This is a genomic window from Paenibacillus sp. OAS669, from assembly GCF_014873645.1.
In the GTDB taxonomy this organism is placed as follows: domain Bacteria; phylum Bacillota; class Bacilli; order Paenibacillales; family NBRC-103111; genus Paenibacillus_S; species Paenibacillus_S vulneris.
This window is the reverse complement of sequence record NZ_JADBDR010000003.1, coordinates 1-14,767: the sequence shown is the minus strand read 5'-3', so window position 1 is coordinate 14,767 and position 14,767 is coordinate 1. Positions and strand designations below refer to the sequence as shown.

The following is a 14,767-nucleotide window of genomic DNA, read 5'->3' as shown; positions in this document are numbered from 1 at the left end:
GACATATTACCATTATGAGGCTAAAATTACTATCATAAAATAGGTATTATTTCCGTTTTTTTCCGTTTTCTTTTGTTATCCTTTGTCGAAATCGAGAAGTTCTATCAGACAAGCCCTTTTTATACACAAACGGGCAAGTACCCAAGCAGCATTCATCTCCACGACATATGGTATATCAAGTCTTCTGAAAGGGGGATGTCGAATGAGCGGTGTTGGCGGAGTTTTCACAAGCACAGGTGTTATCCTTGTATTGTTCATCCTGCTGGTTATTGTTACTCGCGGAGTATTGTATTAATGAACCCAGAATAGGCGAATCGCTAGAAGCAATCAGCTGAACATCCCTTCTGATTCAACAAACAAACCCCCGATAAGGTGCCGTCGCACTTTATCGGGGGTTTCCCTTTTGATCCAGTTATTAACCAATGATCGGTTTCCCGTCAAGCATAAGGACTCTCACCATTTCCCCTTCCGCTGTGCCTCTTCCCCCGGCTGGAATACAGATCAAGCAATCCGTATCCTTGATGGATACCATAATGCTTGATTTGTCTTGGCCTGCCGGCCGAACTCCGATCATTCCCTTACGCAGCTCCAGAGAGCCGCGGACATAGCGCGGATATGCAGAGCCTTTGGAATAGTCCGTCATCAGTCTGGCCTCTATTTCATGATGATATAAGGACGGGCAGCCCAATAGACCGCGCAGGAACGGCCGGGCAAAAAGCTCGAATCCAACAAAGCACGCTCCGGGATTCCCGGAAAGAGCTATCAGCAGCTTGTTCCTCCATACACCGGCGGAAGTCGGGCTTCCGGGCCGCATAGCTACTTTATTGAAAAGCAGCTGCCCGTCCCACCTTTCAAACAGATCCACCAGCACATCCTTATCGCCAACCGAGACTCCGCCTGTCGTCAGAATCAAATCGACCTGATCCGCCAGGGCTAATAGCTCTCGTTCGACTATCGCCGGATCATCCGGCATAATCGGCATAATGAAAGGCTCTCCGCCTGCCTCCCGAACCTGACAAGCAAGCATATAGCTATTGCTGTTGCGGATTTTGCCGGGTTCAAGCGGCATGTCCACATCCAGCAGCTCCGAGCCTGTAGAGAATATCGCCACTCGAGGCTTGCGGTAGACGGGGACGCTGGAATAACCGAAGGAGGCCAATAAAGCGGTCTCTCCCGCTCCTATTGCTTGTCCTGCATGCAAAAGCAATGTCCCCTGCGCTACCTCTTGTCCTACCGGGGTGATATTCTCTCCCTCTGACATCCTTTTGCGTATGTGAACCTGCCGCTCCCGTGCCTCCGTCATCTCGAGCATAATCACGGCATCGGCCCCCTCGGGGACCACGGCACCCGTCATAATCCGGGCGGCCTGGCCTGGAAGAACGCTCCTTTCGGGCACGTCGCCGCTAAATATTCGTTCTACGACCTCCAACGCTATCGGGTTGTCCGGGGAAGCCTCCCTACTATCGGAGGCATGGACCGCATAACCGTCTACACCCGAGCGTCGAAAGTGCGGTACCGGCTGCTCCGTCGATACGGCTTCGGCCAGTCGTCGCCCGAAGCTCTCGGCCAAGGGCACTTCCTCGATCTCCAGATGTTTGACCCATTGAAGTACAGCCTGTTGGGCCTCGAGAACAGAAATTGCTTTTCGATGAAACCTTAATCCGGCCACGTCGGCTTTACCCTCCTATCTGCGACATTCTTCGCAGCGTAGGAATGTGGCTTTGCTGTTCATTGAGCAGCGCTTTGGCCATTTCATGGCTTTCAGGCTTCACATTCAACGCTTTGAGGAATAGATCTGCCAGAGCTTGATCGTCGCCGATGTATCTTCTCACATTAAATTCATCGGACCAATACAGACAAGGCTTAATGTTCCCGTCCGAGGTAAGACGGAGACGATTGCACGTCTCGCAGAAATGATCGCTCACCGGATGGATCAGGCCAAACGTACCTAAAGCCCCCTCGATTTGAAAATTTTGAGACGGCCCGTTGCCGTAGATCTCACCATAAGGCTGTACCGGCCAGCCGCGTGCCGCACAACGGTCGGTGACCGTGCTTAACGGAACATATTTGCTCTTCCATCCCTCATCGTCATGGCCTATAGGCATATATTCGATAAATCGAACCTGGATTTTGCGGTCGATAGTCATCTGCAAGAAATCGTCAATCTCGTCGTCATTCAACCCCTTCATCAATACAACATTCAGCTTGATAGGGTCCAGTCCTACACGATAAGCCGCATCTATTGCTTCCAACACCCGCTTAATATCCCCGCCGCGGGTAATTAAAGAGAAACGATCCGCCCTAAGGGAATCCAGGCTGATATTGATCCGTGTCAAGCCTGCGGCGCGAAGCTGCTCGGCTTTAGAGGCAAAGAAGATTCCGTTCGTCGTCAAAGCGATATCCTCAATACCGTCAATGGCGGATAATCTGGCAATGAGCTGCTCGATATTTTTTCTAACGAGCGGTTCCCCCCCGGTAATGCGAAGCTTTCTGAGCCCCAGAGCCGCCAGCACCCGTACAACCTCGACAATTTCATCAAAGGTGAGCAGCCGTTCATCCGGCTCGAACTGCATTCCCTCCTCCGGCATACAGTAGACACACCGAAGATTACAACGATCCGTGACCGAAATGCGCAAATAATCGTGAACACGTCCGAAACGATCCGTTAAAATGACGGACATCTCAGCTCACCTCCGCTTTCAGAGTTAAACTTTAAAATGTGTCTGTCCTTAATCCTAGAAGCTGTTCATATTGGGCCGGTTCGTTGATATTTAAAGCAAAGTCGGCAGCTATGCCCATTCTTGCGAAAAATTGTTCGTCCGTCTCCCTGTAATTCAGCCGTTGCAGCAATTCCATAACCTTATATTGAGCGGTTTCGAGCATGTCGTCAACGATTTCTCTGCAGCTCTTTATCCGGTAAACCGCGTGAAGAGGTTGGATTTTGCCATGCAGCACAGGTACGACGGCATCCCAATGCTGTCCTGCCAGGTCCAGCTCCTCCATCATAGCACAAGCAGCCGCACCGGAAACATGAGGCATGTCACAAGCGACAACCCACATTGCCTCGCCCTGTGCCGACCGCATCGCAGCTTGCATGCCGGCGAGCGGCCCCTTGCCCGGGTGCTGATCGGGAATAATCCGGATGCTGCCGGAATTCGCTCCCTGAACCAGCTTCTCGAACAGGGCGGCATCGTTCGCGATGATCAGAATCTCCTTGCATACCTTGCCTAGCTCTTCAAGCTGTCGCTCTACAAAGGACCGCCCCTGAAGCTTAAGCATCGCTTTCGGCTGGCCGCCCATCCGGCGGTTCTGGCCGCCGGCCAATATAACGCCTGTCAGCCACTTCTGCCTATCGTCCATAGGCCTGTTCCTCCAATATGCAGATTGGTACCTACCTAGCCTTCCGCCGAATCCAGCCTTTTTTGGAAAGCTGCTCTCCAGCTCTCCGATAAAGCATCGATTTCCAGCAAAGCTCGAATCCCGGCCCAATCGCTTTTATCCTGATATTTTACACGGTTGGCTTCTAATATCGTCACGGCTGACGGATGGCGGTCGACAAGCTTGATCGGTTGACCTTTCTCGACAAGCCCCTCTTTCACAACGCGAAAGTAGTAGCCCGTGTAGCCTGTATTTTGAAACATCAATGGCAGCTCCGGCTCTTCGTACTTTTTGCCGAGCTTAAAGCAAGGCTGCCTCGGCTGGCTGATTTGGACAAGCGCATCTCCTACCTCGAAGATGTCGCCGATACGGACCTCGGACTCGACCATCCCGGAGACCGTGAAATTTTCGCCGAAGGCCCCGAAGGACAAGGGCCTCCCCAGCTTTTGCCTCCAGAATTCAAAGTGCTCCGAACAATAAACGCAGACCGCCTTATCCTTCCCGCCGTGGTTAATCAGATCCGCCTGTCCGTCGCCCTGAAGCTGAATGGATGACAAATAGACAGGGCCCTCTACAGGCTGCTTGTAAATACCGGTCTCCAACGGCTTCCCCATATATTCGATCACAATAGGCTTTCCTACATTTAACGACAACAGCTGCATACCGTAAATCTCCTCTCCGTACCAACCCTTATGCCTCAAAAAAACAGATATTTCTTACTACTATAAATGAAAATGCTTCTCATCGCTATACATTCCTTCACGGTTACCGTTTAATGCCATTCAGGTAGGGATAAAATAGGTAGAAGAATCTATTTTATGGAGGGGCTTGCAGCATGATTGAGAAGGGGAGAATCTCCTCATTCCAGATGGCGATCGTCATGTATCCTACCATCATATCCACATCGCTTCTCTCCGTTCCCTCTATTACCGCTAAATACGCAGATAAAGATTTATGGATAGCCCCTATTTGGGCTTCGTTGGTCGGCTTCCTGCTCGTTTATGTCCTGTTTCGGCTTCACAAGCTGTATCCGGGTCAAACCTTCATGGAATACAGCGTCTCCATCCTCGGGATCACCATGGGAAAGCTGCTGGGATTCATCTATATCGTCTTTTACTTCATCAATGTCGGAATCATGATTAGAGAGTACGGCGAATTTATCATGGACGCCTTTTTGCGGCAGACCCCGATCATCGTCGTCATGAGCAGCATGGTCATCGTATGCGCGTTTGCCGTTCGCAGCGGACTGGAAGTGCTGGGCCGGGTGGCTCAATTCTTCGTCCCGATCGTGGTCATTCTGCTATTTCTTATTTTTTCCTTGGCCATGCCGGACCTTAATCCGAAAAATATGCTGCCTATATTTGAAAACGGCATTACACCTTCCCTCAAGGCGGCTGTCCCGACACAAACCTGGTATAGCGAGTTTTTCGATCTTGGTCTGCTGATCCCCTTTTTGTCCGACCGCGAAAAAGGCTTGAAGTGGGGAATGATTTCCGTATTGGCTGTAATGATATCTATGGTGCTTTGCGGCATCATCAGCTTACTGCTGCTTGGAGACATTGTTGGTAGCTTCAGCTATCCCGTTATGCTTGCAGCTCGTTACATCAGCCTGGCTGACTTCCTGGAGCATTTGGAAGCCACGGCTATGGCCGTCTGGGTGCTCGCGATGTTTATCAAAATTTCACTTGTCTATTATGTGCTGGTCTTAATGGTCAGCCAGTGGTTTCAGCTGCCGGGCTACCGTTCGATTGTCTTTACAGTCGGCTATATGCTGGTTGTATACAGCAAGTGGGTCGCTTCCAGCCGGGAAGTGTTGAACCATATGCTGTCAACATCCCTTGTTTTCTTCTATACCACCATTCAGGTGGTCATTCCCGTTCTGCTGCTCATGATTGCCCTTGTCCGTAAGAAATGGGGCAAGCCCAAAGAACCGGTCAACGGGTTGGGGACTACGGCAGCGTCAGAGAAAAGCTAAGCATGCTCAGGATAGTCTATTTTTGCTGACCCAGGCGTCATTGTCATAACCGCGTACCTCCCAATAACCCATATGCTCCTTATCGATCAGTTCGATAGCCTGGAGCCATTTTACCGATTTATAAGCATACATTTGCGGTACAATCAGACGAACCGGGCCTCCCAGCTTTTGTGGAATCGGCTTTCCGTCCATAAGCACGGCTACCATGACATCCTCCATGCGCGCCTGCTCCAATGACAGGCAATCCGTGTATACTTTGTCTCCCGAATACATTTTCACAAAACGCCCCGTGCTCTTGACATTCACCATGTCGAGCAGCTCGGACAGAGGGATGCCTTCCCAGGTAACTTTATAGACGGACCAGCCGGTTACACAGTGAAAATCGCTGACCTGCACTTTCCGCTTAAGCTTCAGAAGCTCTTCCCAGCTCCAGGATTGGGGCTTTTCCACTAATCCCGCTACCGTGAAGCTCCAATGATCGCTAGAGAAGGCGGGGATTTCTGTGACGGTATAGATTCTGAATTGGCCTTGGCCGCCGCCTCCAAGCGGAGGATTCGATTCAGGCAGCGCTTCCGGTACCGGGAGCATCCGATTCGCATCCTCTCCTGCCAGCTTCTCCAGTTCCGTTCCTCCATTATCCGCTGCGGTCTTGATCCAACGGTAAAAGGACGGTCCAACCCCGAATACAACGGCCAAACCGACAAGCCATCGGATAAAAGCGGAGCGTGAAATGGGCGCCTTCTGCCAATATCGGATTCGCTCCTGAGGATCATCCGCCGCGGCTCCAGCTCTCCCCGTTCCCGTGGAAGCTGCTCCGTCTTGTAAGTTCGCGCTGATGGCCTCCCGCTTCTCCTCGCGCTTCATTGCCTTCAACCACCGGCTCCTTGAGATGGAGTGATAGATTGCATAGGGAATGCCTAACCATGTAAACAGGTCATGCAGAACAAGCGCCGTATTGCTCCATACAGGAGAGAGGCTTCGGAACTGCCACAGCAGGATCCCCGTCACACTCCATCCGGCAAGCAAAAGGAGTACGATGAATAAATTCCAGCGCTGATTTATTTTTTGCGAGATTTGCTTCCAATGTTTTGGAATATGGCGCGAATACATCAAAATAATGACGATGGATAGAAGGCCTAACCCAATATGTAACTGCTTAAGAAATACTCGAAAAGCTCCCAAATCTCCCCGGATCGAAGGAATATACAGGATAATCCCCGTTATGGCCAGTAACACGATCAGCCATGCATTCCAGGCATGAAGCCGTTTCAGCTTTTTTCCGAACGGTTCCTTCAACCAGCTTCTCCAAGCATCCATCTTCGCACTCTCCTTATTTAGAGACGCATCCGGCTCCTTTTTTACTTCTATTTTCCTATTGTAGCATATCGCTCTCCGGCATCTAAGAGGTCCGGCAAGTCTCCATGGCAAAATAACGAAAAAAGCATGAACCTGCGCCATCGGCGTATGCTGCATGCTTTCCTTTGGATATTCGAGTTTTTTTATTGTTTATAACTCATAATGATGCCTGCCGTCTCCTCTATCGCCTTATCGGTTACATTGATGATCGGGCACCCTACCTGTTTCATCAGCTTTTGCGCATAATCCAGCTCTTCCATAATACGCTCCATTGCCGCATATTTTGCCCCAAACGGCAGACCGACGGCTCTCAGACGTTCCGTACGGATCTTCAACAGCTTGTCCGCATCCATAATAAGGCCGACAATCCGGTTGCCCGGCAGCAGGAATAGCTCCTTAGGCGGCTTTACTTCAGGCACAAGCGGCAGGTTGGATACTTTGAGTCCCTTATGCGCCAAAAAGATGCTGAGCGGCGTCTTCGACGTGCGTGAAACGCCAATCAGGACGATATCCGCCTTTAACAGGGAGCTCGTGTCTCTGCCGTCATCGCATTTTACGGCAAACTCAATCGCATCCACCCGTTTGAAATAGTCGTCGTCCAGCTCATGCAGCAGTCCCGGCTTACGCTTGGGAGAATCGTTGAACGTATCGATGAACGCCTGCATCATCGGCCCCATAATATCCACGGCACGAACACCCAGGCGGATCGCTTCCTCCCTCATCATTTCGCGAAGCTCCGGCTGAACGAGCGTATAAGCGACAAAGCCGCCGCGTTTGGCAGCCTCCTCCATAATCGCGCGAATTTCATCCTCATGTTTTATGTGACCGATCCGCTTGGTCTTAACCTGCTGGGCATCAAATTGCCGCATGGTCGCCTTGACAACCGCTTCGGCGGTCTCCCCAACCGAGTCGGAGCAAATCGTGATCTCATAATGCTGGTCGTCTTTCATCATCCGGTTCTTCTCCTTTATTATTGTCTCACACGTTTCCATCCATTTTCCGTATCCTCACGGCTCGGTCGCCAGCTCCAGCAGCAGCTGCGTCATGATCGTTTTGGTGACCCGGCCTACTACATCCCATCTGGACCGGCCATGCGTCGTATCCTGCTTGGATTTAACAACCACTGGAAGGCTATCCACCTGATGGAGAATCATTTTACGGGCTGCGTCAATCACCGTATCTTCGGGGCTAACGTGAACCACGTTCGGCTCCCGGGTCATGACCATACTAACCGGCATGGATGCGGCGGCGGTATTGCCAAGTGTAAACTTTAACAAGTCTTTTCGGGAAATGACGCCGGATAAACAGCTCTCCTCGTCGACGACGATCAAGCTCCCCACATTTTCCATAAAAAGCGAGACGACCGCATCATGAACGGACGCATTCTCCCTTACGATGACGGGCATGGACTGTACATCTTTTACTTTAAGTGACTGAAGCCTACGGGAAGCCTGACTTCCCGAGGACATTGCGGAGCCCGGAGAATAACCTACCTTGGGCTTCGCATCGACGTAACCGAGCATAACAAGCAATGCCAAGTCGGAGCGGAGGGTAGGCCGGCTTAGTCCGAGCATTTCCGCTATCTGCTCGCCCGTAATCGGCGCATGCTGTTTAACCAATTCTACGATTTGTAATTGGCGGGCTGTCAGTTCGATGTTCATAACCTCCTGTCTTTATTTCGAGCATGTCATATTACATGCATTGTACCAAATATTGAGCTGAACTTATATATAAATACATTTATATCTCATAATAAGCTCAAAACGACCGAATGGTTAAGCAAAACAGAAAATATATTGCACGTTTTATCACTAATTATTATACTATATTTATCAATCATTGTATCCTATTTAAACTACAGATGATACGCTAGAAAAAAATCGGATTTGGGGGCTATGTACATGGAAAGAGAACTGGCACTGGAAATTGTTCGCGTCACCGAGCTTGCAGCCTTGTCTGCAGCACAATGGATGGGCCGCGGCGACAAAATTCAAGCGGACGGAGCTGCTACCTCCGCCATGCGGACGATGTTCGATTCCGTTTCCGTTCAAGGCACGGTCGTCATTGGGGAAGGCGAGATGGATGAAGCCCCTATGCTGTATATCGGTGAGAAGGTCGGTAACGGTCAGGGCCCGGAGGTCGACGTTGCGGTCGATCCGCTGGAAGGCACGGAGCTTGTGGCCAAAGGGCTGAATAATGCCTTGGCGGTAATTGCTATTGCAAATAAAGGCTGCTTGCTGCATGCCCCCGACATGTATATGGAAAAGCTGGCCGTAGGTCCGGCATTGGCAGGGAAGCTGCATCTCAGCGATCCGCTTGAACTGACGCTTCAAAAAGCGGCCGAGCATCTGGATAAGCCTTTAAGCAACCTGACCGTCATGATTCTCGATCGGGAACGCCATCAAGAAATGATCCAAACCCTTCGCCGCGTCGGAGTACGTATCAAGCTGCTTAGCGATGGCGATGTAGCCGGTGCTATGGCCCCGGCTTTGTCCGAGTCCGGCATTGATCTATATGTAGGCTCCGGAGGCGCTCCGGAAGGCGTTCTGGCTGCTGCTGCCCTTTGCTGCCTCGGTGGAGAGCTTCAGGGAAGACTTATGCCGTCTAACGATGAAGAGTTCAAGCGTTGTCTTGATATGGGAATGGACGATCCTTTAAAGCTGTTGACCATGAAGGATATGGTCGGTACAGAGGATGTTATTTTTGCGGCTACAGGCATTACCCCTGGAGAATTTCTAGGCGGTGTTCAATATTTGGCCAATCAGCGTGCGGAGACTCATTCCATCGTTATGCGTGCCCGAACCAAGACCGTTCGATTTATTCGTTCCATTCATTATTTACCTAATAAACCTCAGATTGTGACTTCATTATAAAGACATATACAGCCCATCTTCTCTTGTATGGTACAATTAAGGACACAAAACATAAATGCGGGAGAAGATTAATGATGGAAATCTTATTTTACACTGCTGTAGGCTTGCTTGCAGCTACATTCGGGAGCCTTGTAGGCTTGGGCGGGGGCGTAATCATCGTCCCGGCTCTGGTGTACCTGGGTCCTGTTTTTGTTGGCCAGCCCATATCGGTCGCAACGGCTGTAGGGACTTCGTTGGCCGTCCTTATCTTCACGGCACTCTCCTCGACCTTGACCTTTTTCAAACAGAAACGGGTGGATTTCAAAAGCGGCTGGTTGTATTTGATTACCTGCGGTCCCGGTGCCATGCTTGGCTCCTATACGACCCAATTCGTTAACGCCAAATCGTTTCAGCTTAGCTTTGGCATCTTCATGCTTTGCATGGCTACTCTCCTTGTCTTGCGAGACTATATGAAGCCATTGAATATCCGCTGGCGCATTCAAAGGTCGTTCACCGACTCTCAGGGCCAGGTCCATGAATATGGCTACGGGTTCGTCCCTGCTCTGATTATCGGATTGGCTGTCGGCTTTATCTCCGGCTTGTTCGGTATTGGAGGGGGCTCCTTGTTCGTACCGGCAATGGTCATTATTTTCCGTTATCCGCCGCATATAGCCACTGCCACTTCCATGTTCGTCATTTTCCTATCCTCTATTATGGGCTCCTTCACTCATCTAAGCTTGGGGGAAATTGACGGCTGGATGGTGCTGGGTCTAGCACCAAGCGCGCTGATTGGCGGTTGGCTCGGGGCCAAGATCGCAAGCAAGCTCAGCAGCAAAAAGCTGCTATGGGTCCTGCGAGTTACTTTCTTTATCGTCGCCATCAAAATGATATGGGAAGGAATATAACGGGAGCATAAACGGAATTTCTTGCTGAGGATAATCTCTCCCCCTTTCGCGAAAACTAACGGCAACTTTGTGCAAGGGGGAGCCTATATGAAACCAGTTTTGTTCAAAACGACCTTATTTGTATCCATAGCTTCTTTGTGTTTATCGGGATGTATGGTTCAGGAGGAGAAATCGGTTCCCAATCCGATCGTACATACTTCCGATCCTCTGCAGAATCAACCGGATTTGATGCATAAACTTTCGGTATCCGCGGCTCCAACGCCTGTGCCGCCAAAAGCAGCCACCGATCCGCAGAAGGCAGTACAGCCGTCACCCTCACCTAAGCCGGAGGCCCAGCCGGTGCCTCAAGCTCAGCAACAGGTCCAACAGCCGTCTCAGCAGTCGACACCGGCACCCCAAAAAACAAATAAAAAAATCCCAAGACAAGCTGAGGGAGCTCCTGCTTCCACCGCGTCCAAAAAATCTGTATCCGCAAATCGTCTTACCTTAAGCCAGCTTGTCAAAAAGTATCCTGACCTTCTGTTATTAAAAGGGTCGCCGAATTCCAAGCAAGTAGCACTTACCTTTGATGACGCGCCTGATACCCGGTATACGATTCAAGTCTTGGATATCTTGAAACAATATAATGTCAAAGCGACATTTTTTGTAGTCGGGCGGCTTGCCGAAAAGCACCCATCCGTTGTTAAGCGAATGCATAGGGAAGGCCATGTTATTGGCAACCATACCTATAATCATGCTTTATTAACCAAGCTAACGGACGAACAATTTCAAAATCAAATAGCCAAAACGCAAAAAGTCGTTAAGAATGCCGTCGGCTACACGCCGAGACTCATCCGCCCTCCTTACGGAGAAATAACCGAAAGCCAATTGCTGTGGGCATCCAATCATCATTATAAAATCGTGAACTGGAATGTCGACTCCCGTGATTGGAAGCAGCTGAGCCAGGCCGAGGTGACAGCCAACGTTTTAAATCATGCCGGGGCCGGATCCATTATTTTGCAGCATTCCGGTGGCGGGCCTAACCAGAATCTCTCTGGTACCGTCGCAGCGCTTCCGACGATCATCGAATCCCTTCAATCCAAGGGGTATCGATTAGTTACACTGCCAGAGCTGCTTAAAGTATCCAAACAGCTGTAATCCATCACTTTGCACATAAAAAACAGCCTTCAGACTCCTATAAGGAAACTGAAGGCTTTTATTATAAGCTTAAGACCAGCGGGAACGGCTACTTACGATCGTCCAGCAGCTTTTGCTGTGCCATACGTATCATCTCTTTCACCATGGAACCTCCTATACGGCCGCCAATCTTGCCCGCCTGCTCCGTCGTTAAACGTCCGTTACCACCATCCGAAAGAGGAATGCCCAATGTTTTGGCCACCTCATATTTAACCTCTTCCGGCTTATTCATATTCACCGGGAAGCCTTCCCTACGCATGACTTCGCCTTTAAATTGCTCCATTCCTTGGGAAGCCTGAGGAACCAATAACCTGTTGTTGCTCCTTCTTCTTGCCATATCGCTTCTCCTTTCTGTTGTTGGTATGTATAGAATAAGCCTAAACAAGCGGTACTATACTTACATAAAATAAAGATCAGCCGCCAACAATAAATAAGCCTGGATTAATGCGTCAAGGAGGAGAAAGCTGACATGAGCCATCTATCAGAAATTATTGATAACCATACGAACCTGGACGGGTTATTCGCTATTATCAAGCATTATGGCGTTAGTGCTGAATTTGTTACGGATGCCCTTGTCCAACGTTTCGAGCAAATTCAAAAGGAAGATAGTAGCGCGGCGAATACGGAAGAGGAGAAAGCATACTGCGAGGAAATTCTAGACTCCTTGAATCAGTACTTTGCACGTCTGTGAAGATGGATGAATTGCATTGAAGCTATCTCGTATTTTAAAAATATAAAAAGACCATCAGATACAATATCTAATGGTCTTTTTATATGCCGGTGAAGGGACTCGAACCCCCACGGTTTCCCTCACGATTTTGAGTCGCGCGCGTCTGCCAATTCCGCCACACCGGCTAGTATGGCGTGCCCTGAGAGATTCGAACTCCCGACCTTTTGATTCGTAGTCAAACGCTCTATCCAGCTGAGCTAAGGGCACATATATGAAATTATAACTGGTGCCGAAGACCAGACTTGAACTGGTACGGTAGTCACCTACCGCAGGATTTTAAGTCCTGTGCGTCTGCCGATTCCGCCACTCCGGCGTAAAAGAATGGAGGCGCCACCCAGACTCGAACTGGGGGTAAAGCTTTTGCAGAGCTCTGCCTTACCACTTGGCTATGGCGCCTCATTATGGAGCGGAAGACGGGAATCGAACCCGCGACCCTCGCCTTGGCAAGGCGATGCTCTACCGCTGAGCCACTTCCGCATATAAGAAACTGGGGATCTAGGATTCGAACCTAGGCATGACGGAGTCAAAGTCCGTTGCCTTACCGCTTGGCTAATCCCCAATACTGTAATAATGGGGCGATCGATGGGACTTGAACCCACGAGTGCTGGAGCCACAATCCAGTGCGTTAACCCCTTCGCCACGACCGCCATGATATGAAATTGGCAGGGGCAGCAGGAATCGAACCCACACCAAAGGTTTTGGAGACCTTTGTTCTACCTTTAAACTATGCCCCTATGAAAATGGTGGAGGCTGATGGATTCGAACCACCGAACTCAATGAGAACAGATTTACAGTCTGCTGCGTTTGGCCACTTCGCTAAGCCTCCATATTCAATTGCTTGCTTCTTGATGAAGCAATGGTGCCGTCGAGAGGACTTGAACCCCCAACCTACTGATTACAAGTCAGTTGCTCTACCAATTGAGCTACAACGGCATATTAATTACTTACATGGTGGCTCGGGACGGAATCGAACCGCCGACACGAGGATTTTCAGTCCTCTGCTCTACCGACTGAGCTACCGAGCCTCGATATTACATTGAATATGAATGGCGGAGCCGACGGGATTCGAACCCGCGGTCTCCTGCGTGACAGGCAGGCATGTTAGGCCTCTACACCACGGCTCCACACTAGGTATTTTTTGGTTGCGGGGGCAGGATTTGAACCTGCGGCCTTCGGGTTATGAGCCCGACGAGCTACCGGGCTGCTCCACCCCGCGTCGTTAGTTACATATGGTGGAGGCTGACGGGATCGAACCGCCGACCCTCTGCTTGTAAGGCAGATGCTCTCCCAGCTGAGCTAAGCCTCCATATGTATGAGTTATATTGGTGACCCGTAGGGGATTCGAACCCCTGTTACCTCCGTGAAAGGGAGGTGTCTTAACCCCTTGACCAACGGGCCTTACTGCTACGGAGAGAGAGGGATTCGAACCCTCGAGACGCTTGTGACGCCTACACGATTTCCAATCGTGCTCCTTCGGCCAACTCGGACACCTCTCCATATGGCTCCCCGAACAGGACTCGAACCTGTGACAACTCGATTAACAGTCGAGTGCTCTACCAACTGAGCTATCAGGGAATAATGTTACTTCAGAGTATCAAATTGCACCCTGAAAACTAGATACGAAATGCATGCGTATTGTTGAGCAATTTGTGTTTCGGGGCTCCCCGCAAAGTAATCGGCATAAGCTACAACGCTTTGCTTCACTTTGTGGGGACTCTAGGTTAAGCCCTCGACCGATTAGTATTCGTCAGCTCCACACGTTGCCGTGCTTCCACCCCGAACCTATCTACCTCGTCGTCTTCAAGGGGTCTTACATACTGGGAAATCTCATCTTGAGGGGGGCTTCACGCTTAGATGCTTTCAGCGCTTATCCCGTCCGTACGTAGCTATCCAGCCGTGCTCCTGGCGGAACAACTGGTACACCAGCGGTACGTCCATCCCGGTCCTCTCGTACTAAGGACAGCTCCTCTCAAATTTCCTACGCCCACGACAGATAGGGACCGAACTGTCTCACGACGTTCTGAACCCAGCTCGCGTACCGCTTTAATGGGCGAACAGCCCAACCCTTGGGACCTACTTCAGCCCCAGGATGCGATGAGCCGACATCGAGGTGCCAAACCTCCCCGTCGATGTGGACTCTTGGGGGAGATAAGCCTGTTATCCCCAGGGTAGCTTTTATCCGTTGAGCGATGGCCCTTCCATTCGGTACCACCGGATCACTAAGCCCGACTTTCGTCCCTGCTCGACCTGTTTGTCTCGCAGTCAAGCTCCCTTATGCCTTTGCACTCTTCGAATGATTTCCAACCATTCTGAGGGAACCTTGGGGCGCCTCCGTTACTTTTTAGGAGGCGACCGCCCCAGTCAAACTGCCCACCTGACACTGTTCCCCGACCGG

The 14,767-nt window shown here is 50.5% G+C and carries 14 protein-coding genes, 17 tRNA genes and 1 rRNA gene; 6 read left to right on the top strand and 26 right to left on the bottom strand.

All coding sequences use genetic code 11. The annotated features are described in order from the left end of the window. Positions 1-202: 202 nt before the first annotated feature. Positions 203-295 carry a sporulation protein YjcZ gene (locus GGC63_RS08070; RefSeq protein ID WP_079915073.1) on the top strand — a complete coding sequence of 31 codons (93 nt, stop codon included), beginning with the start codon at positions 203-205 and terminating at the stop codon, positions 293-295. A 120-nt stretch (positions 296-415) separates the two neighbouring features. On the opposite strand, the gene glp is transcribed toward GGC63_RS08070, so the two are convergent. Genes glp through GGC63_RS08050 form a run of 4 tightly spaced genes read right to left on the bottom strand, consistent with a single transcriptional unit; the run spans position 416 to position 4,040 of the window. Next, positions 416-1,669 (bottom strand): gephyrin-like molybdotransferase Glp, encoded by a 1,254-nt coding sequence (glp, locus tag GGC63_RS08065; protein WP_192701854.1) that lies wholly within the window; start codon positions 1,667-1,669, stop codon positions 416-418. Positions 1,670-1,676: 7 nt separating this feature from the next. Then, positions 1,677-2,681: a GTP 3',8-cyclase MoaA gene (gene moaA / locus GGC63_RS08060; RefSeq protein WP_192701853.1), complete on the bottom strand. Its 1,005-nt coding sequence runs from the start codon at positions 2,679-2,681 to the stop codon at positions 1,677-1,679. A gap of 31 nt (positions 2,682-2,712) precedes the next feature. Next, positions 2,713-3,360 carry a molybdenum cofactor guanylyltransferase gene (locus GGC63_RS08055; protein ID WP_192701852.1) on the bottom strand — a complete coding sequence of 216 codons (648 nt, stop codon included), beginning with the start codon at positions 3,358-3,360 and terminating at the stop codon, positions 2,713-2,715. 35 nt (positions 3,361-3,395) lie between these two features. Then, the gene (locus tag GGC63_RS08050) at positions 3,396-4,040 is read right to left on the bottom strand and encodes an MOSC domain-containing protein (RefSeq protein ID WP_192701851.1); all 645 of its coding nucleotides are present in this window, start codon (positions 4,038-4,040) and stop codon (positions 3,396-3,398) included. A gap of 173 nt (positions 4,041-4,213) precedes the next feature. Here GGC63_RS08050 and GGC63_RS08045 point away from each other — a divergent pair, with 173 nt between their 5' ends. Then, a complete protein-coding gene (locus GGC63_RS08045; RefSeq protein WP_192701850.1) occupies positions 4,214-5,353 on the top strand; it encodes a GerAB/ArcD/ProY family transporter in 1,140 nt (379 codons plus the stop codon). A gap of 6 nt (positions 5,354-5,359) precedes the next feature. On the opposite strand, the gene GGC63_RS08040 is transcribed toward GGC63_RS08045, so the two are convergent. From GGC63_RS08040 to GGC63_RS08030, 3 genes are all read right to left on the bottom strand, one after another. Further along, a complete protein-coding gene (locus GGC63_RS08040) occupies positions 5,360-6,670 on the bottom strand; it encodes a molybdopterin-dependent oxidoreductase (protein WP_192701849.1) in 1,311 nt (436 codons plus the stop codon). A gap of 182 nt (positions 6,671-6,852) precedes the next feature. Beyond that, positions 6,853-7,659 (bottom strand): pyruvate, water dikinase regulatory protein, encoded by an 807-nt coding sequence (locus tag GGC63_RS08035; RefSeq protein ID WP_079915091.1) that lies wholly within the window; start codon positions 7,657-7,659, stop codon positions 6,853-6,855. Between the two features lie 57 nt (positions 7,660-7,716). Then, the gene (locus GGC63_RS08030) at positions 7,717-8,370 is read right to left on the bottom strand and encodes a helix-turn-helix transcriptional regulator (protein ID WP_079915066.1); all 654 of its coding nucleotides are present in this window, start codon (positions 8,368-8,370) and stop codon (positions 7,717-7,719) included. A 240-nt stretch (positions 8,371-8,610) separates the two neighbouring features. Here GGC63_RS08030 and glpX point away from each other — a divergent pair, with 240 nt between their 5' ends. From glpX to GGC63_RS08015, 3 genes are all read left to right on the top strand, one after another. Further along, positions 8,611-9,582 (top strand): class II fructose-bisphosphatase, encoded by a 972-nt coding sequence (gene glpX, locus GGC63_RS08025; protein ID WP_192701848.1) that lies wholly within the window; start codon positions 8,611-8,613, stop codon positions 9,580-9,582. A 74-nt stretch (positions 9,583-9,656) separates the two neighbouring features. Then, positions 9,657-10,466 carry a sulfite exporter TauE/SafE family protein gene (locus tag GGC63_RS08020; protein WP_192702240.1) on the top strand — a complete coding sequence of 270 codons (810 nt, stop codon included), beginning with the start codon at positions 9,657-9,659 and terminating at the stop codon, positions 10,464-10,466. 87 nt (positions 10,467-10,553) lie between these two features. Continuing rightward, entirely contained in the window at positions 10,554-11,603 is a 1,050-nt protein-coding gene (locus GGC63_RS08015) for a polysaccharide deacetylase family protein (RefSeq protein ID WP_192701847.1), read from the top strand. 88 nt (positions 11,604-11,691) lie between these two features. On the opposite strand, the gene GGC63_RS08010 is transcribed toward GGC63_RS08015, so the two are convergent. Further along, a complete protein-coding gene (locus GGC63_RS08010) occupies positions 11,692-11,979 on the bottom strand; it encodes an alpha/beta-type small acid-soluble spore protein (RefSeq protein ID WP_079915063.1) in 288 nt (95 codons plus the stop codon). A 132-nt stretch (positions 11,980-12,111) separates the two neighbouring features. Here GGC63_RS08010 and GGC63_RS08005 point away from each other — a divergent pair, with 132 nt between their 5' ends. After that, positions 12,112-12,333 carry a hypothetical protein gene (locus GGC63_RS08005; protein ID WP_192701846.1) on the top strand — a complete coding sequence of 74 codons (222 nt, stop codon included), beginning with the start codon at positions 12,112-12,114 and terminating at the stop codon, positions 12,331-12,333. Positions 12,334-12,417: 84 nt separating this feature from the next. Here GGC63_RS08005 and GGC63_RS08000 read toward each other — a convergent pair. The 18 genes from GGC63_RS08000 to GGC63_RS07915 form a co-directional block, all read right to left on the bottom strand. Further along, positions 12,418-12,497 (bottom strand) — tRNA-Leu (locus tag GGC63_RS08000). Between the two features lie 5 nt (positions 12,498-12,502). After that, positions 12,503-12,579: transfer RNA gene (locus GGC63_RS07995), tRNA-Arg, on the bottom strand. A gap of 17 nt (positions 12,580-12,596) precedes the next feature. Continuing rightward, positions 12,597-12,685 (bottom strand) — tRNA-Leu (locus tag GGC63_RS07990). Between the two features lie 9 nt (positions 12,686-12,694). Continuing rightward, positions 12,695-12,768: transfer RNA gene (locus tag GGC63_RS07985), tRNA-Cys, on the bottom strand. A 6-nt stretch (positions 12,769-12,774) separates the two neighbouring features. Continuing rightward, positions 12,775-12,849, bottom strand: a tRNA-Gly gene (locus GGC63_RS07980). Positions 12,850-12,859: 10 nt separating this feature from the next. Further along, positions 12,860-12,931 (bottom strand) — tRNA-Gln (locus GGC63_RS07975). A 12-nt stretch (positions 12,932-12,943) separates the two neighbouring features. Further along, a tRNA-His gene (locus GGC63_RS07970) sits at positions 12,944-13,019 on the bottom strand. A 13-nt stretch (positions 13,020-13,032) separates the two neighbouring features. Next, positions 13,033-13,106, bottom strand: a tRNA-Trp gene (locus GGC63_RS07965). 7 nt (positions 13,107-13,113) lie between these two features. Further along, positions 13,114-13,198, bottom strand: a tRNA-Tyr gene (locus GGC63_RS07960). 31 nt (positions 13,199-13,229) lie between these two features. Then, positions 13,230-13,305: transfer RNA gene (locus GGC63_RS07955), tRNA-Thr, on the bottom strand. Between the two features lie 16 nt (positions 13,306-13,321). Then, a tRNA-Phe gene (locus GGC63_RS07950) sits at positions 13,322-13,397 on the bottom strand. Between the two features lie 22 nt (positions 13,398-13,419). Continuing rightward, positions 13,420-13,496 (bottom strand) — tRNA-Asp (locus GGC63_RS07945). Positions 13,497-13,511: 15 nt separating this feature from the next. Continuing rightward, positions 13,512-13,588 (bottom strand) — tRNA-Met (locus GGC63_RS07940). 14 nt (positions 13,589-13,602) lie between these two features. Next, positions 13,603-13,678: transfer RNA gene (locus tag GGC63_RS07935), tRNA-Val, on the bottom strand. Between the two features lie 17 nt (positions 13,679-13,695). Continuing rightward, positions 13,696-13,770 (bottom strand) — tRNA-Glu (locus GGC63_RS07930). A 9-nt stretch (positions 13,771-13,779) separates the two neighbouring features. Further along, positions 13,780-13,868 (bottom strand) — tRNA-Ser (locus tag GGC63_RS07925). Positions 13,869-13,871: 3 nt separating this feature from the next. Continuing rightward, positions 13,872-13,947, bottom strand: a tRNA-Asn gene (locus tag GGC63_RS07920). 142 nt (positions 13,948-14,089) lie between these two features. Continuing rightward, positions 14,090-14,767: ribosomal RNA gene (locus GGC63_RS07915) — 23S ribosomal RNA — on the bottom strand; the annotation flags it as partial.